Origin of the sequence: Providencia sp. PROV252 (assembly GCF_033676005.1) — a bacterium.
In the GTDB taxonomy this organism is placed as follows: domain Bacteria; phylum Pseudomonadota; class Gammaproteobacteria; order Enterobacterales; family Enterobacteriaceae; genus Providencia; species Providencia vermicola.
The window spans coordinates 2,062,659-2,085,140 of record NZ_CP096294.1; the positions used below are offsets into that span (position 1 = coordinate 2,062,659).

A 22,482-nucleotide genomic window follows, 5' to 3' on the forward strand; every position below is an offset into this window, starting at 1 on the left:
AGGCCGTCGTGCATTGTACTTGATTAAAAATAAGGGTTTAAAGCGTGAAATCCATACTGATGGCATTAAATGCTGAAATAGGACAAACTTCACTGCGTGATCAGTGGTTACTGAAAAAAAGAATTCAAGGTATTGCAAAAATCCGTGATGAAAAATCACGTAATGCGGTACTCGATGTGATTAAAGCAGATATTGAATTAGCAAAACAAAAAGTTGCGATAAAAAAACTGAACCCACCTAAAATTGTCTATCCAGATAATCTTCCTGTTAGTCAAAAGAAAGACGTTATCTTGGATGCAATTAAGAAGCACCAAGTGGTGATTATTGCAGGTGAAACAGGATCAGGGAAAACAACACAGATCCCGAAAATTTGCCTCGAGCTTGGCCGCGGTCTCCAAGGTTTTATTGGTCATACTCAACCAAGACGGTTGGCGGCCCGTTCGGTTGCGACCCGTCTTGCTCATGAATTAGAGTGCGAGCTTGGTACTAATGTGGGTTATAAGGTACGTTTTAGTGACCAAGTGAGTGAAACAACTCAGGTCAAATTAATGACAGACGGTATTTTGCTGGCGGAATTACAAAATGATAAATTGCTCCTGCAATACGATACCATCATCATTGATGAGGCCCATGAAAGAAGTTTAAATATTGATTTTATTCTAGGCTATTTACGCCAATTATTACCAAAGCGGCCTGATTTAAAAGTTATCATTACTTCCGCAACCATTGATCCTGAACGTTTTTCTAAACACTTTAACCATGCTCCAATTGTCGAGGTTTCAGGGCGTACTTATCCGGTTGAGGTGCGTTATCGCCCTATAATTGGGGATGATAACGATAACGAACGTGACCAGATTGATGGGATCATTGATGCAGTAAATGAATTATCTGTTGAAGGTAATGGCGACATTTTAATTTTTATGAGTGGGGAGCGGGAAATTCGTGATACCGCAGATGCACTATCCAAATTGTCATTGCGTCATACGGAAATTTTACCTTTATTTGCAAGGTTATCTAATAGCGAGCAGAACCGAATTTTTCATCCTCATGGTGGCAGACGCATAATTTTAGCGACTAACGTTGCGGAAACATCACTCACAGTTCCAGGTATCAAGTATGTTATTGATACGGGTTATGCTCGAATTAGCCGTTATAGCTATCGAACTAAAGTCCAACGCTTACCCGTTGAAGCCATTTCACAAGCATCAGCCAACCAGCGTAAAGGGCGTTGTGGACGGGTTTCCGATGGTATTTGTATTCGATTATATTCAGAGGAAGACTTTCTTTCTCGCCCTGAATTTACCGATCCTGAAATTCTAAGAACTAATTTAGCTTCCGTTATTTTGCAAATGACCTCTATTGGGCTAGGGGATATTGCTGCATTTCCATTTGTTGAAGCACCAGATAAGCGCAATATTCAAGATGGTGTGAAGTTACTCGAAGAGCTCGGTGGTATTAAACCGCATAAACAAGTGGATAAAGGCTATCAACTTACGGATATAGGCCGACAACTCGCGCAATTGCCCGTTGATCCTCGATTGGCGCGGATGGTGATTGAGGCGCGAAAACACGGTGCAGTACGTGAGACGATGGTTATTGTATCGGCGCTATCGATTCAAGACCCAAGAGAACGCCCATTAGATAAGCAGCAAGCTTCTGATGAAAAACACCGTCGCTTCCATGATAAGCAATCGGATTTTATGGCGTTTTTAAACCTTTGGGATTACCTCAAAGAGCAACAAACCCAGCTTTCGAATGCGCAATTTCGCAAAATGTGCCGCCAAGATTTTCTAAATTATTTACGCATTCGTGAATGGCAAGATCTTTATACCCAGTTACGTCAAGTAGTGAAAGAGCAAGGCTTTGCAATTAATAGTGTTGAAGCGGATTTTCGAGGGATCCATGTTTCATTATTATCGGGCCTGCTTTCTCATATTGGGCAAAAAGATGCAGATAAACATGAGTTTACTGGAGCAAGGAATGCGCGCTTTACTATTTTCCCAGGCTCTGGTTTGTTCAAAAAACCGCCTAAGTGGGCCATGGTTGCAGAGTTGGTTGAAACATCAAAATTATGGGGGCGTATTGCCGCCGCTATTGATGTTGAGTGGGTTGAGCCTCTAGCGGCGCACCTGACTAAGCATAACTATAGTGAACCACATTGGTCAAAATCAGAAGGCGCAGTGATGGCATCTGAAAAAGTGACATTATATGGTTTGCCAATTGTGGCATCACGGCAAGTGAATTATGGCAATATTGACCCGCTGCTTTGTCGTGAATTGTTTATCCGTCACGCCTTGGTTGAAGGGGATTGGTTAACACGTCATGCGTTCTTTAAAGAAAACCTGAAATTGCTGTCAGAAGTTGAAGATTTAGAACATAAATCTCGCCGCCGCGACATCCTTGTTGATGATGAAACCCTATTTGCCTTTTATGACCAACGTATTCCAAACGATGTGATTTCATCTCGTCATTTTGATAATTGGTGGAAAACAGCGTCAAAACAGCAAGCTGACTTGCTGAATTTTGAAAAGAGCATGTTAATCAAGGAAGATGCAGGCAATGTCTCCGCGCTTGATTACCCCAATTATTGGCATCAAGGTGATTTAAAATTCCGCTTAAGTTATCAGTTTGAACCTGGAACAGATGCGGATGGCGTGACGGTATATATTCCGTTAGCAATTTTAAATCAGGTGCAAAATAGTGGGTTTGACTGGCAGGTGCCAGGATTGCGTCACGAACTGATTGTCGCATTAATCAAATCATTGCCTAAGCCTATCAGACGAAATTTTGTTCCTGCTCCTAATTATGCATCAGCGTTTCTTGAGCGAGTAGCAGAGCCAGAAGGAAATGTATTAGATAAGCTAGAAAAAGAGCTACGACGGATGACTGGCGTTACGGTTGATCGTGATGCTTGGCAGCTTGACCAACTTCCTGCGCACTTAAAAATGACTTACCGCGTGATTGGTGAAAAAAATAAAACCATCGCAGAGGGGCAAGACCTTGATGTTCTAAAAAGCAGTTTAAAAGAAAAAGTACAAGAAACGCTTTCTGAAGTTGTTGATGATGGTATTGAGCAATCAGGACTACATATCTGGAGTTTTGGCGAACTACCACAACGCTATGAGCAAAAGAGGGGCGGTTATTCAGTGAAAGCCTACCCAGCGTTGGTTGATGAAAAAAACAGTGTCGGTATTCGGGTGTTTGAAACGGAATTTGAGCAGCAACAAGCCATGTGGAGTGGTGTTCGTCGATTATTATTGCTTAATATTCCTTCTCCAATTAAATATCTCCATGAAAAATTACCCAATAAATCTAAATTAGGTTTGTATTTTAACCCTTATGGTAAGGTATTAGACCTTATTGACGATTGTATTGCTTGTGGGGTTGATCAACTGATCTCCAACTTTGGTGGTGCTGTATGGAATGAAGCGCAATTTGAGAAGCTTAAAGAGTTTGCTCGTGCAGAACTCAATGACGTTGTGGTCAATATTGCGAAGCAAGTTGAACAAATTCTAAGCGCGGTGTTTGCCATTAATAAACGTTTGAAAGGGCGGGTAGATTTTTCCATGGCACTAGCACTTTCTGATTTAAAAGCGCAAATGGGGAACCTAGTCTTTAAAGGGTTTGTGACCGCACATGGCTGGAAGCGTTTACCTGATGTGCTACGTTATTTAAATGGCATTGAACGTCGCCTTGAAAAACTGGCTATTGACCCGAATCGTGATCGCGCACAAATGAGCAAAATTGAGCATGTGCAAAATATGTGGCAACAATGGCTAACGAAACTTTCACCTATTCAAAAAAATATACCAGAGGTGCAGGAAATTCGCTGGATGATTGAAGAATTACGTATAAGCCTATTTGCTCAACAATTAGGAACGCCATATCCAATTTCAGACAAACGTATCATTCAAACGATGGAAAGTTTGTCACAAAAACTCTAACGTATTTTTTAACTTGGATGAATAAAACCGCTTTGGGCTTATAGTCTAAAGCGGTTTTTTATGTCTAATCGCATATTACTGATATTTTAGTTACAACATACTATTTTTTGATAAAATTTATATACAATTGCGTAAGTACAACAGTTTTAGGTCACTAATCGTAAAATAGGAAACAGTGCATAATAAAGTAAGGATAGGCTGAGCGAATAGAAAACTCGATATAATACGGGGAGTTGTATTGAATGAAGGAAAGGAGGGCAGAGACCCTCCTTGATAGCCATCAAGCCACTAAGTAATAAAGGGCAGGAAGGGATGCACCCATGATAGCGAACGCTATAGTGGTTTCAATGGCCTTTAATGGAGCCTTACAAGACTGTTGTTGACGTGCATAGAAAAACACCAAGATTCCTGGAGCATATAACACAACGGATAGCATAAGATTGATTAACCCAGAGGCATATAATAACCATAGGCCGTAAACACTTGCAACGAACCCAACCATTAATAATGCTTTGCTGTGCCTTTCAAATGCGACTTTCATTAAGAATGCACCGACTAGAAAATACGGTACTAAAATCATTTCTGAGGCAATTGTCAGTAATGTATTGTAATTACTGCCACTGAGCCAAATTAAGACCAAAGAAAGCTGTACCGCGCCATTCGTTAGCCATAAAGATGAAGAAGGGGCATCATTTTTATTTAGCCGATTGAAGACTTTAGGGAAAGATTGATATTGTGCTGCAATATAAGGTACCTCAGCAGCCATAATAGTCCAGCTAAGGTAAGCGCCACAAACTGAAATGATGAGACCTGCAGCGATAATGATATCGCCACTTGAACCAATCAAATTAACCATTAAAGTGGCCATTGATGGGTTTTTAATCTCTGCCAGTTCAGCGCGAGGCATTATACCGAGTGATAATAATGTAACAAGTATATAAATGATGAGTGCAGAGCTAACGGCGAATATCGTTGCTAAACCAACATCACGGCGGTTTCTCGCTCGAGCGGAAACCACAACAGCGCCTTCGATACCAATAAACACCCAAAGGGTAATTAACATGGTGTCTTTAACTTGTTCCCAAACAGGCATTTTTAGCTCAATCCCACTAAAATCGGCACTAAAAATGTCGAGTTTAAACGCAAAAAATGCTAAAACGATAAATAGCCCGAGGGGAACGAGTTTTGCCATGGTGGCTAATTTATTAATACCTGCAGCGGTTTGTACGCCTCGTAGGACTAAATAATGAACAAACCACAGCAAGATAGATTCACCAATCAATGCCTGCCATGTATTCCCATCACCAAAAATGATGTTATCAGGGGTGTCGGTGAAAAAGCTGATCGCAGCAAAAACGATAACCAAGTAAGAGACATTGGCCACAACGGCACAAAGCCAATATCCCCACGCGGAACAGAACCCAACAAGTTCACCAAAGCCGACTTTTGCATAGGTAAAAATGCCACCATCAAGATCAGGACGAATGCGCGATAGTAATAAAAGGGCAAATGCGAGAAATAAGATACCAACGCCTGTAATAGACCAACCAATGATTAATGCCAGTGGGCTCGCCACTTCAGCCATATTCTGAGGAAGACTAAATACACCCGCACCAACCATTGAGCTAAGAACAAGGGCGGTTAATGCAGTAAGGCTTAATGTATTTTTCAAAGTAAATCCTGAATGTTCAACAATCAAAAGTTAAAATGACGTTAAAACGCCATTACAGTAATGAGTTTAACTAACAGCGTACAATAATCTAGAGAGATTGACTGCCATAATTTGAGTGGTGGATTCTACGAATGAAATGGCCGATATGCAATGGGAAAATATGCATTTTATCAGGTGATTTATTCACTTTTTCGTTAATCCTGAAAAAGCACGGTAAGAAATGAGATAAAGAGAGGGGCTGAGCTGTAATTATGGGCGAAAAAAACCAGCCTAGTGATTTAGGCTGGTTTTTAGAAGAGTACACTATTTATTATTTAAATAGGTCGGCGCTAATGGTTACGCTTCCGCCATTAGATTGCCATTCTCTTGTAATATGGAAATATTTAGCACCTTTAGCTTCAGCACGTTTCGCAATTTGATAACGTACTTCAGGAGTATTGGTGTAGTAACCAGAGAATGTAATTGAGTCAAATGGAACCATCTGCGCAGCAGCTGTTTTATTAACTTCTTCAATTACATAACCACTTGGTAACGTTACGCTAGTACGCCCTGGTTGGCTACTTGATGTTTCAAAGAAACGACCAACAGCAGTTGTTGGTTCTTCTGATGAAGCAACCCCTGGGATACGCACTTTTTTCGCAGCTTCTCCACCTTCAGCTAACAGAGCTCGCCCTGCATCTGAATCGGCTGGAACAACAGCTTCCTCATTAAGAACTTGGCGTTTTGGCGCGTCTTTCTTATAGATATAAGCTGTTGCTAATGTATTACCACCATCATTCATTGCGATATTACGAACGACATAAAATGAAGCCGCATTCTTTTTGAGAGCTTGTTTCGCGATGGCTTCATATAAATCGGGTTGAGAAGGGTAAAAACCACTTACAGTGACAGTATCGAATGGTTCGTACTGTGCTGCATCGGTTTTCGACATTTCTTCAACACCACCGAATACTCGGCGTTTTGGTTCATCGACACTTGGTGCATCTTTGGCATAGACATCAGCAACAACACGCATGTTGCCGCTATCACCTATATCGTCAAGGCTTTGAATGTAAAAGGCATACGCCCCCATTTTATCAGCCCTACGGGAGACGGCATCGGATGCTTCATAGATAGCATTAAAGCGCCCGGTGACTGTTATACGCTCATAAGGTTTTAATTCAGTAGCCTGTTTTGGCGTCAACTCAACAGCCGCCTGAGTAGCAGTTATACTAGTTAATGATAGCACCGCGGCTGCGATGACCGTAGTTTTCAGCTTCATACAAAATCCTTCCGCCTTGCGCAATTTATTATAAACGTGCTGAATCTTAGTTGTATCACATGTACGTGATTATTACACGTAACTGAACCTGTTGTCTCATGATTTTCTTTTTATAAGAAATAAATAATTATTGACTAGTCAAATTTACCAGATTTTTTAAAGTATCCAGTATTTTATTGACCTAAAACTAAGATTTTCACTGTGAATTCCATTTACTGTCTAAGAATCGCGATCAATTATGGATCAAGAAGCATATTTTCAGTAGGTTATTAGGACATTTAAAATCTGTTTATGCACAAAATAAGACTTTTCTCTGTGATAATGGTCATTATTTTAGCAAACACCTATAAACAACATTACATTAGGCTTTAAAAAGGGAACATTATGCGTATTGGTATACCAAGTGAACGACTTGCCAATGAAGCGCGTGTTGCTGCTACACCGTCAACAGTCACTCAACTTCTTAAGTTGGGTTTTTCTGTTTGTGTAGAACACAACGCTGGTCATTTAGCAAGTTTTGATGATACCGCCTATGAGCAAGCTGGGGCTGAGATTGTCGATCGTGACACCGCTTTTGCCGCGGATATTGTTTTTAAAGTCAACGCACCATTTGAAGATGAAATCCCGTTGTTAAAAGAAGGGGTGACACTGGTGAGTTTCATCTGGCCAGCACAGAATGCTGAGCTAATGGATGCTTTAAAAGCACGTAATATCAACGTGATGGCAATGGATGCTGTACCTCGTATTTCTCGTGCCCAATCATTAGATGCATTAAGTTCAATGGCTAATATCGCAGGGTATCGTGCCATTGTGGAAGCGGCTCATGAATTTGGTCGTTTCTTTACAGGGCAAATTACTGCCGCAGGTAAAGTACCGCCAGCGAAAGTCATGATCATCGGTGCAGGGGTTGCAGGGCTTGCGGCCATTGGTGCTGCGGGTAGTCTTGGTGCAATAGTGCGTGCATTCGACACTCGTCCAGAAGTGAAAGAGCAAGTTCAAAGCATGGGCGCTGAATTCCTTGAACTCGATTTCAAGGAAGAAGCGGGTAGCGGCGACGGTTATGCAAAAGTCATGTCTGAAGCCTTTATTAAGGCGGAGATGGAACTGTTTGCTGCTCAAGCAAAAGATGTTGATATCATTGTGACCACCGCATTGATTCCAGGTAAACCAGCACCAAAATTGATCACCAAAGAAATGGTCGAGTCGATGAAGCCAGGCAGTGTTATCGTGGATTTAGCTGCTCAAACTGGTGGCAACTGTGAATTAACACAAGCGGATAAGCTGGTTGTTACTGACAACGGCGTCAAAATTATTGGCTATACCGATTTACCAAGTCGCTTACCAACGCAATCTTCACAGTTATACGGTACTAATCTTGTTAACCTGATGAAATTGTTGTGTAAAGAGAAAGACGGCGAAATTAATATTGATTTCGACGATCTGGTTATTCGCGGTGTGACTGTCATCAAACAAGGTGAAATTACGTGGCCTGCACCACCAATTCAGGTATCTGCACAGCCGCAGGCGAAACCGAAAGCAGTGGAGAAAGTTAAAGCACCTGAGAAGAAAATGTCGCCAACGCTGAAATATGGTTTGATGGCGTTAGCGATTATTCTTTTTGGTTGGTTTGCAAATTCTGCACCAAAAGAATTTTTATCACACTTTACCGTATTCGCGCTTGCGTGTGTCGTAGGTTATTACGTGGTGTGGAACGTGACACATGCGTTGCATACACCACTGATGTCAGTGACCAATGCAATTTCAGGGATCATTGTTGTTGGTGCGTTACTGCAAATTGGCAGTGGCGGCTGGGTAAGCTTCTTATCCTTTATTGCCATATTGATCGCAAGTATCAATATTTTCGGTGGGTTCACTGTAACTCAGCGTATGTTAAAAATGTTTCGTAAAGGGTAAGGGGTAACTTATGTTGTCGAGTGGAATTGTGACAGCGGCGTACATTGTTGCTGCTATCCTATTTATTTTTAGTCTAGCGGGGCTATCACGCCATGAAAGTTCTCAACGAGGGAATACTTATGGCGTGATTGGTATGGCGATTGCACTTATCGCGACCATTTTGGGGCCATACAGTGCCAATGTAGGCTGGATGATCATTGCGATGGTTATTGGGGCCGTTATTGGTATCCGTTTAGCAAAAAAAGTTGAAATGACCGAAATGCCAGAGCTGGTTGCTATTTTGCATAGCTTCGTCGGTTTAGCGGCAGTGCTCGTTGGTTTTAACAGCTTTATCGCAAGTGAAGGCCATGCTGATGCTGTGATGGAAAATATTCATTTAACTGAAGTTTTCCTCGGTATCTTCATTGGTGCGGTGACCTTTACGGGTTCAGTGGTGGCTTACGGTAAGTTATCAGGCAAAATGTCATCTAAACCAATGATGTTGCCAAACCGTCATAAACTCAACTTAGCTGCGCTGGTGGTTTCATTTATTTTATTAGTGATTTTCGTTAAGACGCAAAGCGTTGGCTTGCAAGTGTTCTTAATGTTAATCATGACGGTGATTGCATTAGCCTTTGGTTGGCACTTAGTGGCTTCTATTGGTGGTGCAGACATGCCAGTAGTCGTTTCAATGCTGAACTCCTATTCAGGTTGGGCAGCGGCAGCGGCAGGCTTCATGTTAAGTAATGACTTGCTGATTGTGACAGGGGCTTTAGTGGGCTCATCGGGTGCTATCCTGTCTTACATTATGTGTAAGGCGATGAACCGTTCATTTTTCAGTGTGATAGCGGGGGGCTTTGGTACAGATGGCTCTTCAACAGGTACTGAAGAAGAAATGGGTGAGTACCGTGAAAGTACCGCCGAAGAAGTCGCTGAAATGTTGAAAAACTCAACTTCAGTGATCATCACACCAGGCTACGGTATGGCAGTAGCTCAAGCACAGTATCCTGTAGCAGATATTACAACCAAACTGCGCGAACGCGGTATCAATGTCCGTTTTGGTATTCACCCAGTTGCTGGGCGTTTGCCAGGCCATATGAACGTGTTATTGGCTGAAGCAAAAGTCCCTTATGATATTGTATTAGAAATGGATGAAATTAATGATGATTTCTCTGACACTGATACGGTATTAGTTATTGGGGCGAATGATACGGTTAACCCTGCGGCGCAAGAGGATCCAAATAGTCCAATCGCTGGAATGCCAGTTTTGGAAGTTTGGAAAGCGAATAATGTGATTGTATTTAAACGTTCTATGAATACGGGATATGCAGGTGTGCAGAATCCATTATTCTTTAAAGAAAATACGCAAATGTTGTTTGGTGATGCGAAAGACAGCGTTGATGCTATCTTACGTGCGTTGTAATCACTGAATAATTAAATAAATATTGTGGGGTTATTGGCCTATGCCAGTAACCCCATTTTTTAATCATTTATTGGTGCAAAAGCGAGCGCAATTGGTTAAACCGCGTGCAAAGGTAAAGACCAATAAGAAAGCAAGCGTCGCAATCGTTAACATACTGGCCATGAGAACGCCACCATTGAAGTGATCCATCACATAGCCCCCAACTAAACTACCGATCGTAATTAAAATTAAAAACATAAAAGTAATTAAGGCGGAACCTTTTTCTGTTAGCTCAGGCACATGGACATGCATCCACATATTAATCGTGGCAGGAACCATACCCGCCGCTACACCCCATGAAAATACGAATATTACGCTCGTTGCCCAATTAAAATCTAAGGCAGATAATGCTAAAAATGCTAAAGCTAACAGTAATGCGCTGATGGCAAAATTATAGCGAACGTTATATTTCCCCACGTAACCCGCTAAAATGTTGCCTACGACACTAGCAAGGCCAAAAAATAGCAATAATGCAGAAATTTGCCCTTCAGCAAATCCCGCGGTTTGTTTGAAAAATACGGTAAAATAGTTATAAGCCGAAAAATGCGCTAAGAAAATCAACGTGAATATGATCAACCCTTTACGTGCAATAGGGTGTGACGGCATGAGTAATAATTCATTCCACTGCATGGATGAAGAAGGCTTCAATGAAGGTAACGAAAAATATTGCATCAATAGCGCTGCAATACCCGCAATAACTAGCGCGATGTATGGCATTCTCCAACCGTAGTTGTCAGATAACAACGCCCCTAAAGGAACTCCAATGACGGTCACTAATGTCACCGCAGAAAAGAAGATAGTTACAGAAGTGGTAATCGCCATATTTTTAGGAGCCAAACGGATCACAAGGCCAGCAGCAACCCCCCAGAAACCACCTAATGCGATTCCTAGTGCAAATCGGCCTAGTAGAACTAACCCAAAACTGGATGCAAACGCAGTAATTGCATTGGCGAATATCATCAGTGCAACTAAAAAGAGTAATACTTGGCGTCTATCAATATTTTTTGCATAAATTGGGACGAATAGTGCGGAAACCATCCCTGCAATTGACGTTACGGTGACTGTAAGGCCCGCTGTTCCTGTTGAAATTTGAAAATCGTGAGCGATGTCATTTAGCACACTAATGGCTAAAAATTCACCAGTCACAATAATGAAGCAGGCAAAAGTTGCAGATAAGAGTGAAAGCCAGTTACCATTGTGCGAAGAAAGATTAATTGTTGTCATGTGCTTTCCATGGAAAATTGAATAAAGTGTAAATGTATAATTTTATAGTGACCGCTATAGAATTATTGCGCTATTCTTTATGCTAATTTAGATGCTGTCAATTGTTTTTATAGTGATCGTTATAAAATGTTTATGGTACACTGTATCGATGACTGGTGAAGTGAGAATATGAATCAGATAAAACGTGGGCGACCTAAAGGGTTTGACCAGCAAGACGCATTAGAAAAAGCCATGTTATTGTTCTGGCAAAATGGTTATGTGGCGACATCGATTAGTGATTTAACCCAAGCACTAGGCATCACTGCGCCCAGCCTTTATTGTGCTTTTGGTGATAAAGCATCATTGTTTAATCAATGCATTGAATATTATTTAACTAATGAAGCGTGTCCCATTTTGTCTATCGTGAAGCAAGCGAAAACAGCGAAAGTGGCGATTGAATTGTTGATGTATGAGAGCGCAAAGAAGCTTATTCAACCAGGTAAGCCCGCGGGTTGTATGTTAATTACTGCGACCATGAATGGTTCTAAGCAAATTGAAGATGTGCAATTGAGTGTGCAAGAAAAGCGCAAAAGCTATCAAGAAATTTTGTTGCAGCGTATGAAAAAAGGCATTGAAGATGGTGATGTTGCGCCTGATGCCCCTATTAGTGCCATTGTAGATTTTTATATTACGGTGATTGATGGCTTTACCATTCAAGCTTGTGATGGCATCGAGCTTGAAAGATTAAACCAAGTTATTTTTAATGCGATGCAAGCCTGGCCAATACTCAATACAAATTTACAGCAACAATAATAATGCTCTTAATAGAAAACCCCCAAAAGTATGGGGGTTAAATACTTAAGGTAATGGTTTAGTCATCATCAGCGGCATTAATAGGGCACACAAAACCATCAGGTTTTATTGCTAATAAGTCACATTTTAGTTTATCAATAACGTGTTCAGCGGTATTTCCTAAGAACGCTGCGGATAGGCCAGTACGGCCTAAAATGCCCAGTACAACGACACCCGCTTGTAATTCCTCACACATTTCTGGAATGATTTTCTCTGGTAATCCTTCGCGAACATGCGTGTATTTCTCATCGATACTGAATTTTTGTCTTAATTCTTTCATGGCAATTAGGTGCTGACCACGTAGCGCATTATTATAAAGGCTTGGGTCAAAATCAGGCAGCTCAATTGCAATATTCATCGGGGCGACAGGGTAGGCGCTGACAAGATGAATTTCTTGTTCCTTAATAATTCGTGTCGCTAAATCACGCGTTTTTTCCACTAACTTAATATTTAAGTCGTCATGGTAGGATTCTTCATTAGATAAGTTAACCGCAACCACCACCGACCCGTGATCAGGCCAAACTTTATCTTTTACCATCCAAACGGGAGATGGGCATTTTCTGAGTAAATGCCAATCTAGAGGTGTGAAGATAATGGATTCAAAGTTATCGGTCTGATGAGCCATTTTTAATAACAAGTCGTGTTCACCGCTGATGACCTCTTGAATAATGGCCTCATAAGGCTTGTTATGCCAGATCACTTTTATTTCGATATCAATACCCGCTTCGAGGTAGAAGTGGGCTTGCTGTTTAATCCACGCCGCTTTTTGGCTGATGACACCTTTACGCATAGCGTTACGTTCTTCAGGAGAGAGCAGTGTTGTCATGTCATAAGACAAGTCATAGATGGGTAAAAACGCTTTTATCCGTCCACCATTACGCTGCACGATGTAGACAGCTCGTCTTAATGCAGGTTGATCATCCTGATTTGGGTCAATTGCAACTAGCAGGTTTTTATAGTTTGCCATATTGAAGTCCTCTCGATACACGGATATTTCCACATAGATAAACTAAGATATTGGCGTTAAATAGGCAAGAAATCTGGGGAAAAAAACGAAAACGGATCACCATTAATGTGATCCGTTTGGGGAAGCTAGCAAGTAATTGCTGAAACTTTACCTGCAATATCAGTCAATTTAGTCATATCTTCGATAGTGATATATTTGCCTTTTACGCTAAGCATGCCACTTTTTTGGAAGCGGCCTAATAGGCGACTAATTGTTTCGACGGTTAAACCGAGGTAATTACCGATATCACCACGAGTCATGGTTAATCTGAATTCTCTTGGTGAAAAACCACGTTCAGCAAAACGATGAGAGAGATTAAGAATAAATGCAGCTAAACGCTCTTCCGCATTTTTCTTGGATAATAAAAGGATCATTTCTTGATCGCCTTTAATCTCACCACTCATTAAGCGCATTATTTGTTGACGTAGATTCGGCATTTTGCCTGATAAATCGTCTAACGTTTCAAATGGAATTTCACAAACCATAGATGTTTCAAGTGCTTGTGCAAAACTTGGGTGCTGTGTATGAATAATAGCATCAAAACCGACGAGGTCGCCTGCTAAATGGAAACCTGTGATTTGCTCATCACCTTCTTCAGTTATGGTGTAGCTTTTTATCGTGCCTGAGCGGATGGCATATAAAGAACGTAATTCATCCCCAGCCTTAAATAATGCTTGGCCTTTTTGAATCGGTTTTTTACGCTCAATGATATTATCAAGTTGATCCAGTTCATGTTCATTCAGAGTAAAAGGAATGCAAAGTTGACTAATACTGCAGTCCTGACAATGAATTGCACAACCACCAGACTGGATGCGACGAACAACTCTTTTTTCTGGGATCATATTAAATGCTCAATCAAGTTAAAATTATTGATATGAGTCAATTTTAACATAAGATAAGGCGGCTGGTAAGTAGTAATATAGGACAGAATTGACTAATTAGACAAAATAGCCAGACAAGTAGGGGCCATCAAATTAGTTAATTTAGACATTAATGCTAAATTAACGCAGATTATTAAATATTATGTTTGATATAGATTAAATATTAGCACCTAAACAATAAAAAGCTGACTTACGTCATTATTAGAATTAATACTTAAAAATGCAATTTTAAAGCACGATTCATTAAACTAATTAGCATTAATTTAACACAAAAATAAATTTAAAAATATCAATTTTTCAAATTAACCTCTAAAAGGAGACCATGATGACACATGTTCAACAGCCTTTACCCACTACAATGACGGTTGTGAATATTATTGAACCAGGTGGCCCTGAAAAGTTGCAATTAATTGAAAAACCGCTGCCCAGAATTTCTGCAGGATATTTACTTGTTAAGGTTGAAGCCGCAGGGGTTAATCGCCCCGATATTTTTCAGCGAAAGGGTTCTTACCCACCTCCTGCCGATGCATCTCCAATTATGGGGTTAGAAATAGCAGGTACAGTTGTTGCAAAAGCAGACGATGTTGATAATTGGCAATTAGGTGACACACTTTGTGCATTAGTAGCAGGTGGAGGTTATGCAGAATATTGCTTAGTACATAAGGATATTGCATTGCCGCTAGGCAATTTGTCATTTATTGAAGGTGCCGCTATTCCTGAAAACTTTTTTACTGTTTGGGCAAATATGTGTCAGATTGGCCAACTTAAAAAAAATGAAACGGTGCTCATCCACGGGGGAACATCGGGTATTGGCAGTGTGGCCATTATGATAGCAAAAGCAATGGGGGCAACAGTGATCACCACCGTCGGTTCGGAAGAAAAAGCGAATGCTGCAAAAATATTAGGGGCAGATTGCATTATTAACTATCGAACTGATGATTTTGTCGAAGCCACGCAGAATTTCACGTTATCACGTGGTGTTAATATGGTAGTTGATATTATTGGTGGCGATTATGTGGAAAAAAACTATTTAGTTGCTGCAAAAGGTGGGCGAATAATTCAAATTGGCATGATGAAGGGAAATCCAGAACGACTTAATATGATGCCTCTTATGGTTAAACGGTTAACTCACACAGGTTCAACCATGCGTTCACGCTCTATTGATGAAAAAATACAGATAGCGACAGAACTAAAAGAACATATTTTGCCAATGTTGCAAAATGGTAAAATAAAACCAATTATTAACAAATTGTATCTGTTATCACAAATAAAAGAGGCTCATCAATATATGGAGTCGGGTGACCTGATTGGAAAAATAGTTTTAAAAAATAGCTAGTTGTGCATTTTCATTATAAGGCTGACGGCTTTCTATCTGCGAATAGAAAGTCGTTGGAGTTCACTTTCTTTATAACAAATAATTTACATTATCAAGCTTTTTCAGCGTAAATATCTCTTTACAGCTAAATAAATTTTGATTTTTTGTGCCTGCCCACAATTCCAAACAAAATCCTGATTAGTTTGTTAATAATTAAATAAAAATGAATTATATCTATAAGTAAGTTGGCCATTAACGGTTTGTTTATCAATAATTAATGCTTAAATGATATTTTTAAATGCATATCATTAATATATTGATATCTTTTATATGCATACAGCCCGTTATGCACTTTCCAATGATATTAAGTGAATTAACTTAAGTGCAATTAAGCGTTACCTAATTGTAATTTGAAGGTGTAGTTAAATGAATAATTTTAATAATTCGAAAATGAATGTGGATGCACTTTTCTTAGGCCCAAAATCTGAAAATGCAGTCTTTTTTAAAGAGATGATGGAGTATTCTGTTACGGAACACATGCATTGGCGTTCAAGTTACCATCCTGAAGATCCTGACCATATTACGACTGTTGACCGCTATGCCCCTGAGTATAGAGATACATTGTATCGAACGGAAGGGATCCTTAATCAATTATCCTCAAAGTTAAAAAGTACATCTGTTCCTTGGTTTTCACCTCGTTATATGGGGCATATGAATGCGGATACACTCATGGTTTCAAATCTCGCTTATGTGATGGCGATGATGTACAACCCCAATAATTGTGCTCAAGAGTCCTCTCCTACGACCACCGCACTGGAAATCGAAGCAGGATTAGACTTGTGCAACATGTTTGGTTATAACGTGAATCAATCCTGGGGGCATATTACATCAGGCGGAACTGTTGCGAATTATGAAGGTCTGTGGGTTGCACGAAATCTTAAAAGTTTACCTATAGCCATTGCCCAACATGAAAAATCTCAGCATTTGTTAATTGGAAAATCAGAAAAAGAACTGCTCAATTTACCAGTCGCTGCCGTTTTGGAACTCATTGATGAATTAAAAAAGTTAAATACTTTTGAAGAGGTGAGAGAGCTAACAGCACGCGGTACAGGTGTATCATTACATACCTTGGGGAAATTGTTAGTCCCTCAATCTAAGCACTATTCATGGATGAAAGCGATGGATATTTTGGGGCTTGGTCAACAAAATATCGTGCAATTGCCCGTTGATACAAGCTATCGAACCGATGTGCAGAAAATGCGTGAAACCGTGTTCTCATTAATAGAGCAAGGAGAGCCAATTCTTGCCGTTGTTGCTGTTGTCGGTACAACAGAAACAGGTGCTATAGATGATGTAAAAGCCGTTATTGATTTGCGTCGTGAATGTGAAGAGCAATACGGAGTGTCTTTTTATGTGCATGTTGATGCAGCGTATGCAGGTTATGCGTGTGCGATGTTCCGTGATGAAGATAACCAGTTTATAGAATATGACGCACTTATTCATCGTTATCATCAGGAAGGTATTTTCCCTCAAGATGTTATTTGGCCAAAATTGGATGTGTATGAAAGCTTTAAAGCACTAAATCAAGCGGATTCAATTACAGTAGACCCTCATAAAGTAGGCTTTATTCCATATGGTGCAGGGGCTATTTGTATGAAGGATAAGCGTATTGTTGATTTGATTTCTTATCATGCAGCTTATGTATTTGAAGACGTTCAGGAAAAACATCATAAATTAGACAAGCAGCACAATGTTATTTTAGGCTCATCGATAATGGAAGGTTCAAAAGCAGGGGCGACAGCAGCCGCTGTTTGGGCTGCACACAGGTTAGTTCCGTTAAATCTTTTGGGATATGGCAAAGTGCTTGCTGCGGGTATTACAACGGCCAACTGGATGATTGAAAAAATCAATCAGTGCAAGGAATTTAATATTGATGGGCGTAAGTTTACAATTTTTGCAATGCCAGATCCTGATTTTCACATGATTAACTTTATGTTCCGTGAATTAGGAAATCCCTCTTTAGAAAAGCAAAACCGCTTAAACAAACGGCTTTATGAACTGTGTTCTTATGCAGCAGGTCGCACCTATTCAAACGACTTTTTAACCTCGTCAACATCATTAACCTACGAAGAATATGGTGATAATCCATTGAATTTATGTCGAGATGCTAACTTTACTGACAGTGAATGGCATAACGTTCAGTCTGTGTATGTATTACGAGCAGCAGTAATGACTCATTGCTTACGTGATAAGCAGCATTTTGAAAATTACTGGGGTGCATTAATCGCAACGTTTGAAGAAAAATTACAACAACTCGTTGATGAAGAAAATAAAATAAATCACTCCAATTATAAATTAGCCTCTAATTAATTTGTTAGGATCTCAATATGAAAAATCGCACATTGGGTAGTATTTTTATTGTTGCAGGTACGACGATTGGTGCAGGGATGTTGGCAATGCCAATAGCGGCAGCGGGTAACGGATTTTTAGTTAGTTTAGGCATGTTATTAGCCTTATGGGCCTTGATGTGCTACACCGCACTTCTTTTGGTTGAAGTTTACCAGCATGAATCCTATGAAACAGGCATTGGTAGTGTCGCTCAGCGCTATTTAGGATCTGGGGGCAAATTTATTACTGGTTTTAGCATGATGTTTCTTATGTACGCCTTAACCGCGGCTTATGTGAGTGGGGCGGGTGAAATCATCACGTCAAATCTTAAAAGCAGTTTTGCGGTTGACATGGCGGATTGGATGGGAATACTCCTGTTTACGGTGATTGGTGGTGGGGTCGTCTGTTTTGGGACTTCGTCAGTAGACTTTATTAATCGTATATTATTCACTGCAAAAATTATTTTCTTAGTCATTATTTTGGCGTTAATGATGCCGCATGTAGAGCAACAAAATTTATTGGCTGCTCCAACGGAGAAAGTCCTGATTTTATCTGCGATCCCTGTCTTCTTTACATCGTTTGGTTTTCACGGCAGTGTCCCAAGTATTGTGAAATATATGGGGGGAGACGTTAAAAAACTGCGAGTTATCTTTATTATTGGTAGCGCCATTCCCCTTATTGCTTATATTTTATGGCAAATTGCGACGCTGGGGAGTATCGGAACAACGACGTTTGTGGGTATTTTGGCAGAAAATGTAGGGCTTAATGGCTTATTAGATGCGATTAAAGATGTGGCACAATCAGGTCGCACAGAGTTAGTTGCACAGATGTTTATGAGTTTGGCGCTAGCAACATCATTTTTAGGCGTCGCGTTAGGGCTATTTGATTTCTTAGCGGACTTATTTAAGCGACAAGATAACGCGGTAGGGCGTATACAAACAGGTTTGTTGACGTTTGGACCACCTTTAGTGTTTGCGTTGTTTTATCCGAAGGGGTTTGTGATGGCACTGGGTTATGCCGCAATCGCCTTATCAATTCTTGCGTTATTATTACCAAGCGCAATGGCATTTAAGTCTCGCACATTAAATCAGCGTCGATACCAAGTATTAGGTGGCCCGATTGGATTGCTGGTCGTATTTTTATGTGGAATAGTCGTGATTGGTGTTCAGCTGGGTATTGTATTTAACGTATTACCCAATATTGGTTAATAAATTGGATAATACCGATCTAACCTGCAGTCAAACCTAATCGGTTTGTCAGCAGTCTTAAGCCAGTCTACGGACTGGCTTTTTTATGCTCAAAAGCGAGCAATTCAGATAATTTACAGCACAATAATGACTGCTTTAAGTTATATCAATGCGTATAATCTAACTAAGAATGATTATCATTAGCACGTTATGCACAAAAACAGATATATCTAAAGCTAGCATTTTTTGTAGAAGTGACTATTATATCCGATATATCGGTTTTGGCATCAAAACAAACACTGAGAATTTGAATGGCAAACGAACAACAACTTGATCCTTGCTTATGTAATGGTAAGAGTGTGAGTCGAATGTTTAACCCTAAACAGTTAAGAATATATATTCTACACTTACTGACTGAGGGAATAAATTACGGCTATGACCTGATCAAAAAAATTTCAGAGGAAACGGCAGGGTTTTATTGCCCAAGCCCTGGGGTTATTTATCCTACACTAACATTATTAGAAGAATTAGGTTTTATTACTGCGGGAACGGGTAAAGAGAATGACAAAGGTCGTAAGTGTTTTGTCATCACTCCAGAAGGGCGGTGCTTTTTATTATTAAAAGCTGAACTTTTGGCAGAAGTTCAACTAAAGTTAAATTATGCACAAGAGCTTAAAGCGGGAAACCAATTTGCTAATGAGATTGAATGTGCAGTGGATAAATTTAAATCACTTTTGAGGCACAAAATCGTTTTACAGCAATTAAGTAAAGACGAGTCAGCAAAAGTCGTTGAAATCATTAACCAAGCAGTTGAACGAATAGAAGAGGTCAACGCGGTATTAGTGACGGAAGGAAAATCAAATGGCTAAAACTAATGATATAATTCAAGCAAAAGAGCACTCATATATGACAGATAATCGTAAAGCGGCACAGGATAATACTTCTACATCTAACGAAGCCGAAAAAAGCACAAAGAAAGATGATAAATTTAAAGAAGTTGTCTGCCCAAATGTGCCTACATCTTATTTTAAGCGCGCAAAAAAACAAAAAATCAAATAATAAGATGAATGGTTTACAAAATCTTTATTCAACAGTGGACTGAATTGGTGGTTAACTACTACTAGATGAATGCATGCCACATTTTAAATAAATCTATTTTGATGTTTAAGAAAAGCCAAATGGCTTTAACTAAAAATATAATTATTTTGTAAACTCTGCATATCCTTTGATTGATATCTGCTCTATATTTTATTTGGATTAAAAAAAACCCTGACTACATCAGTAATCAGGGGGTAAGCTTACAACCCTAATTGGGCATGTATTTGTGCTATTTCATCAACCCATTGTTGTTGTAACAATGGTTTTTGGTGGCTTAATTTACGCTGCTTATCAGCTTCTAATTTTTCCTCTAACACCAATAGTTTTTCTAACAACTCATCTTCATGGGAGATGACCTTTGGGGGAGTATTTACAGTATGGCTGTGTTTAACAGGATCTGTATTACTGTGAGATAATAATTGCGCTTGTTGTTCAATTTTATGATAAATATCATCGATATTAAGGTATTCCTCTAATCGATTCTCATCAATAAACCAAAAACGTTGGCAGCTATTTTCAATTAGCCACCTGTCGTGACTAACGACTAATAATGCCCCTGAAAACTGGCTAATTTCTTCACTCAATGCCTCTTTTCCTTCTAAATCAAGGTGGTTAGTTGGTTCATCCAATAAAATAAGTTCATATTGTGCCAAGCTTAGACCAATAAAAAGCAGTCGTGCACGTTCGCCACCACTGAGTGTTCCCACGGTTTGTTGGTGACGTGCATAAGCAAATCCAGCGCCAATAAGTGCCATTTTACGCTGTTCATCCGTAATGGAGGCAAAAGGGCGTAGCGCATCCACGAGGCTATCATTATCATTTAGCTGCTCTAGCTGTTGGTCATAATATCCCGCACGAATTGTGGGATGAAACTTTAAGTGTTTGCTATAGCGTAAGTCCTGCTGATAATGTTGCCAAAGAAGACGCAATAAGGTTGATTTACCGCAACCATTTGCTCCCATAATGGCGATACGATCACCACTTTTCACCTGATGAAACGCAGTTTTAAACAAATTTTCTCCCGCAGGCGTTGAAACTTCAGTTCCTTCGAGCTCGAGAACTCGGTCTGCAGGGATTGGTTTACCATTTAATGCCAATTTCCATTGATAACCTTCAGTGAGCTCTGTTTGAGTTTCTTTAAGTCTATCAATGTGTTTTTCCATTTGTTTCGCTTTGCGAGAAAGGCCCTCGTTATCATAAACATGCCCCCAAATAGCCAAGCGTTTTGCGCTAGAGGCGATTCGGTCAATCTCTTTTTGCTCCGCCTGATTTCGTCTTTCATCGGTAATGTCTTTTTCAGCCATGGCACGGCGTGCCTCGCTACAAGGTAACCGATAAAAATGTAACGATTTATCACGTAAAACCCACGTACAGTTAGTGACTTTATCAAGTAAAGCTTGGTCGTGGGAAACCAGTACAAAACTGCCCCTCCAAGACTGCAGAAAATTACCTAACCAAATTAAGGTGGGCAAGTCCAAATGGTTACTGGGTTCATCTAGCAATAATAAGTCAGGCTGTTCAATTAAGGCTCGGCCTAACAAGAGACGAGTATGTTGGCCGCCACTCATTTCATTGGCTTTTTGTTCCCATTGCTGGGTAGTAAAACCTAATTCTGACAGTAATACTTCAGCCCGCCAGCGTTCAGTGACCTTGTCTTGTTCTGACATTTTTTGAACCAGTGCTTCAATTAGTGTCAGATGGGCAACATCTTCGGGTAAATGTTGTTCGATATACGCCGTGACACAGTGATTTGCGTAGGTAATACTACCGCTGTTGGGGGATAGCTGGTGGGTAAGTAACTTTAATAGCGTACTTTTTCCACTGCCATTATGGCCAATTAAGCCGATGCGGTCGCCTTGTTGCAAGGTGAATGAAACATCATTTAATAGCGTGTGGGTAGAAATGTCGTAATTTAATGATTTTACAGATAATAAAGTGCTCATAGCTTACTCAAATTTTAGGCATGACAATGCCTTGGATAGTCATAACGACAACCCAGTAAGCTGAGGGAAGATCTCTTTGTGGCTTCGCTCAGGCAGGGTTATCGCAGTATAAAACTGTGAAAGCCTGAGCTCTGGCGATTACCAAAGAAGTGTGAGTATTCAATGAGATCACACAACAGCATAAATTAGCCTCCTTATTTTTCGTTAGGTTGAACAATGTACGAATCATAACAAACATAGGGGAAGGATCAAAATCCAGAAATGCGTTTTTTCATAACGGTTGTAGTAATAGGTAGGATTACAGGTATAAATATCGCTTATATCGTGTGAGTTCATATGAATTAAATTGCTAAGTGTTGGGCGTTCAAGATGTAAGG

The 22,482-nt window shown here is 40.1% G+C and carries 15 protein-coding genes; 9 read left to right on the forward strand and 6 right to left on the reverse strand.

All coding sequences use genetic code 11. The features are described 5' to 3' along the window. Window positions 1-59: 59 nt before the first annotated feature. Window positions 60-3,944 carry an ATP-dependent RNA helicase HrpA gene (gene hrpA / locus M1F05_RS09500; RefSeq protein WP_206084424.1) on the forward strand — a complete coding sequence of 1,295 codons (3,885 nt, stop codon included), beginning with the start codon at window positions 60-62 and terminating at the stop codon, window positions 3,942-3,944. Window positions 3,945-4,224: 280 nt separating this feature from the next. Here the strand turns inward: hrpA and M1F05_RS09505 are convergent, their stop codons facing one another. After that, window positions 4,225-5,616 carry an amino acid permease gene (locus M1F05_RS09505; protein WP_206084227.1) on the reverse strand — a complete coding sequence of 464 codons (1,392 nt, stop codon included), beginning with the start codon at window positions 5,614-5,616 and terminating at the stop codon, window positions 4,225-4,227. Window positions 5,617-5,926: 310 nt separating this feature from the next. After that, a complete protein-coding gene (gene ydgH / locus M1F05_RS09510) occupies window positions 5,927-6,877 on the reverse strand; it encodes a DUF1471 family protein YdgH (RefSeq protein WP_206084228.1) in 951 nt (316 codons plus the stop codon). Window positions 6,878-7,261: 384 nt separating this feature from the next. Between ydgH and pntA the strand changes: the two genes are divergently transcribed. Continuing rightward, a complete protein-coding gene (gene pntA, locus M1F05_RS09515) occupies window positions 7,262-8,791 on the forward strand; it encodes a Re/Si-specific NAD(P)(+) transhydrogenase subunit alpha (RefSeq protein ID WP_206084229.1) in 1,530 nt (509 codons plus the stop codon). Between the two features lie 13 nt (window positions 8,792-8,804). Continuing rightward, a complete protein-coding gene (pntB, locus tag M1F05_RS09520; protein WP_206084432.1) occupies window positions 8,805-10,193 on the forward strand; it encodes a Re/Si-specific NAD(P)(+) transhydrogenase subunit beta in 1,389 nt (462 codons plus the stop codon). Window positions 10,194-10,256: 63 nt separating this feature from the next. Here pntB and M1F05_RS09525 read toward each other — a convergent pair whose 3' ends face one another. Beyond that, the gene (locus M1F05_RS09525; protein WP_206084230.1) at window positions 10,257-11,456 is read right to left on the reverse strand and encodes an MFS transporter; all 1,200 of its coding nucleotides are present in this window, start codon (window positions 11,454-11,456) and stop codon (window positions 10,257-10,259) included. A 168-nt stretch (window positions 11,457-11,624) separates the two neighbouring features. Between M1F05_RS09525 and M1F05_RS09530 the strand changes: the two genes are divergently transcribed. Beyond that, window positions 11,625-12,248, forward strand: coding sequence for a TetR/AcrR family transcriptional regulator (locus M1F05_RS09530; RefSeq protein WP_206084231.1), 624 nt, complete (start codon window positions 11,625-11,627; stop codon window positions 12,246-12,248). Window positions 12,249-12,306: 58 nt separating this feature from the next. On the opposite strand, the gene uspE is transcribed toward M1F05_RS09530, so the two are convergent. Both uspE and M1F05_RS09540 read right to left on the reverse strand, forming a co-directional pair. Next, a complete protein-coding gene (uspE, locus tag M1F05_RS09535; RefSeq protein WP_206084232.1) occupies window positions 12,307-13,254 on the reverse strand; it encodes a universal stress protein UspE in 948 nt (315 codons plus the stop codon). A 125-nt stretch (window positions 13,255-13,379) separates the two neighbouring features. Continuing rightward, complete coding sequence (locus M1F05_RS09540; RefSeq protein ID WP_068443675.1) at window positions 13,380-14,135, reverse strand: FNR family transcription factor; 756 nt, start codon at window positions 14,133-14,135, stop codon at window positions 13,380-13,382. Between the two features lie 364 nt (window positions 14,136-14,499). On the opposite strand from M1F05_RS09540, the gene M1F05_RS09545 reads away from it, so the two are divergent. From M1F05_RS09545 to M1F05_RS09565, 5 genes are all read left to right on the forward strand, one after another. Next, complete coding sequence (locus M1F05_RS09545) at window positions 14,500-15,510, forward strand: NAD(P)H-quinone oxidoreductase (RefSeq protein ID WP_371007147.1); 1,011 nt, start codon at window positions 14,500-14,502, stop codon at window positions 15,508-15,510. A 405-nt stretch (window positions 15,511-15,915) separates the two neighbouring features. Then, window positions 15,916-17,859, forward strand: a complete 1,944-nt coding sequence (locus M1F05_RS09550; protein WP_272516288.1) for a pyridoxal phosphate-dependent decarboxylase family protein — start codon at window positions 15,916-15,918, stop codon at window positions 17,857-17,859. Between the two features lie 77 nt (window positions 17,860-17,936). Further along, entirely contained in the window at window positions 17,937-19,085 is a 1,149-nt protein-coding gene (tyrP, locus tag M1F05_RS09555; RefSeq protein ID WP_318826048.1) for a tyrosine transporter TyrP, read from the forward strand. Window positions 19,086-19,375: 290 nt separating this feature from the next. Continuing rightward, the gene (locus M1F05_RS09560; RefSeq protein WP_206084235.1) at window positions 19,376-19,933 is read left to right on the forward strand and encodes a PadR family transcriptional regulator; all 558 of its coding nucleotides are present in this window, start codon (window positions 19,376-19,378) and stop codon (window positions 19,931-19,933) included. Beyond that, complete coding sequence (locus M1F05_RS09565) at window positions 19,926-20,123, forward strand: DEAD/DEAH box helicase (protein ID WP_206084236.1); 198 nt, start codon at window positions 19,926-19,928, stop codon at window positions 20,121-20,123. The genes M1F05_RS09560 and M1F05_RS09565 overlap by 8 nt, the downstream gene beginning before the upstream one ends. Window positions 20,124-20,362: 239 nt before the next feature. Here the strand turns inward: M1F05_RS09565 and M1F05_RS09570 are convergent, their stop codons facing one another. Continuing rightward, on the reverse strand, window positions 20,363-22,105 hold the full coding sequence (locus tag M1F05_RS09570; protein ID WP_206084238.1) for an ABC-F family ATP-binding cassette domain-containing protein: 1,743 nt from the start codon (window positions 22,103-22,105) through the stop codon (window positions 20,363-20,365). Between the last annotated feature and the right edge of the window lie 377 nt (window positions 22,106-22,482).

What these genes read in the sequence shown, in the direction of transcription:
- hrpA (WP_206084424.1), top strand. Translation starts at nt 60, where the DNA reads ATGGCATTAAATGCTGAAATAGGACAAACTTCACTGCGTGATCAGTGG.
- ydgH (WP_206084228.1), bottom strand. Translation starts at nt 6,877, where the DNA reads ATGAAGCTGAAAACTACGGTCATCGCAGCCGCGGTGCTATCATTAACT.
- pntA (WP_206084229.1), top strand. Translation starts at nt 7,262, where the DNA reads ATGCGTATTGGTATACCAAGTGAACGACTTGCCAATGAAGCGCGTGTT.
- M1F05_RS09525 (WP_206084230.1), bottom strand. Translation starts at nt 11,456, where the DNA reads ATGACAACAATTAATCTTTCTTCGCACAATGGTAACTGGCTTTCACTC.
- M1F05_RS09530 (WP_206084231.1), top strand. Translation starts at nt 11,625, where the DNA reads ATGAATCAGATAAAACGTGGGCGACCTAAAGGGTTTGACCAGCAAGAC.
- uspE (WP_206084232.1), bottom strand. Translation starts at nt 13,254, where the DNA reads ATGGCAAACTATAAAAACCTGCTAGTTGCAATTGACCCAAATCAGGAT.
- M1F05_RS09540 (WP_068443675.1), bottom strand. Translation starts at nt 14,135, where the DNA reads ATGATCCCAGAAAAAAGAGTTGTTCGTCGCATCCAGTCTGGTGGTTGT.
- M1F05_RS09545 (WP_371007147.1), top strand. Translation starts at nt 14,500, where the DNA reads ATGACACATGTTCAACAGCCTTTACCCACTACAATGACGGTTGTGAAT.
- M1F05_RS09550 (WP_272516288.1), top strand. Translation starts at nt 15,916, where the DNA reads ATGAATAATTTTAATAATTCGAAAATGAATGTGGATGCACTTTTCTTA.
- tyrP (WP_318826048.1), top strand. Translation starts at nt 17,937, where the DNA reads ATGTTGGCAATGCCAATAGCGGCAGCGGGTAACGGATTTTTAGTTAGT.
- M1F05_RS09560 (WP_206084235.1), top strand. Translation starts at nt 19,376, where the DNA reads ATGGCAAACGAACAACAACTTGATCCTTGCTTATGTAATGGTAAGAGT.
- M1F05_RS09565 (WP_206084236.1), top strand. Translation starts at nt 19,926, where the DNA reads ATGGCTAAAACTAATGATATAATTCAAGCAAAAGAGCACTCATATATG.
- M1F05_RS09570 (WP_206084238.1), bottom strand. Translation starts at nt 22,105, where the DNA reads ATGAGCACTTTATTATCTGTAAAATCATTAAATTACGACATTTCTACC.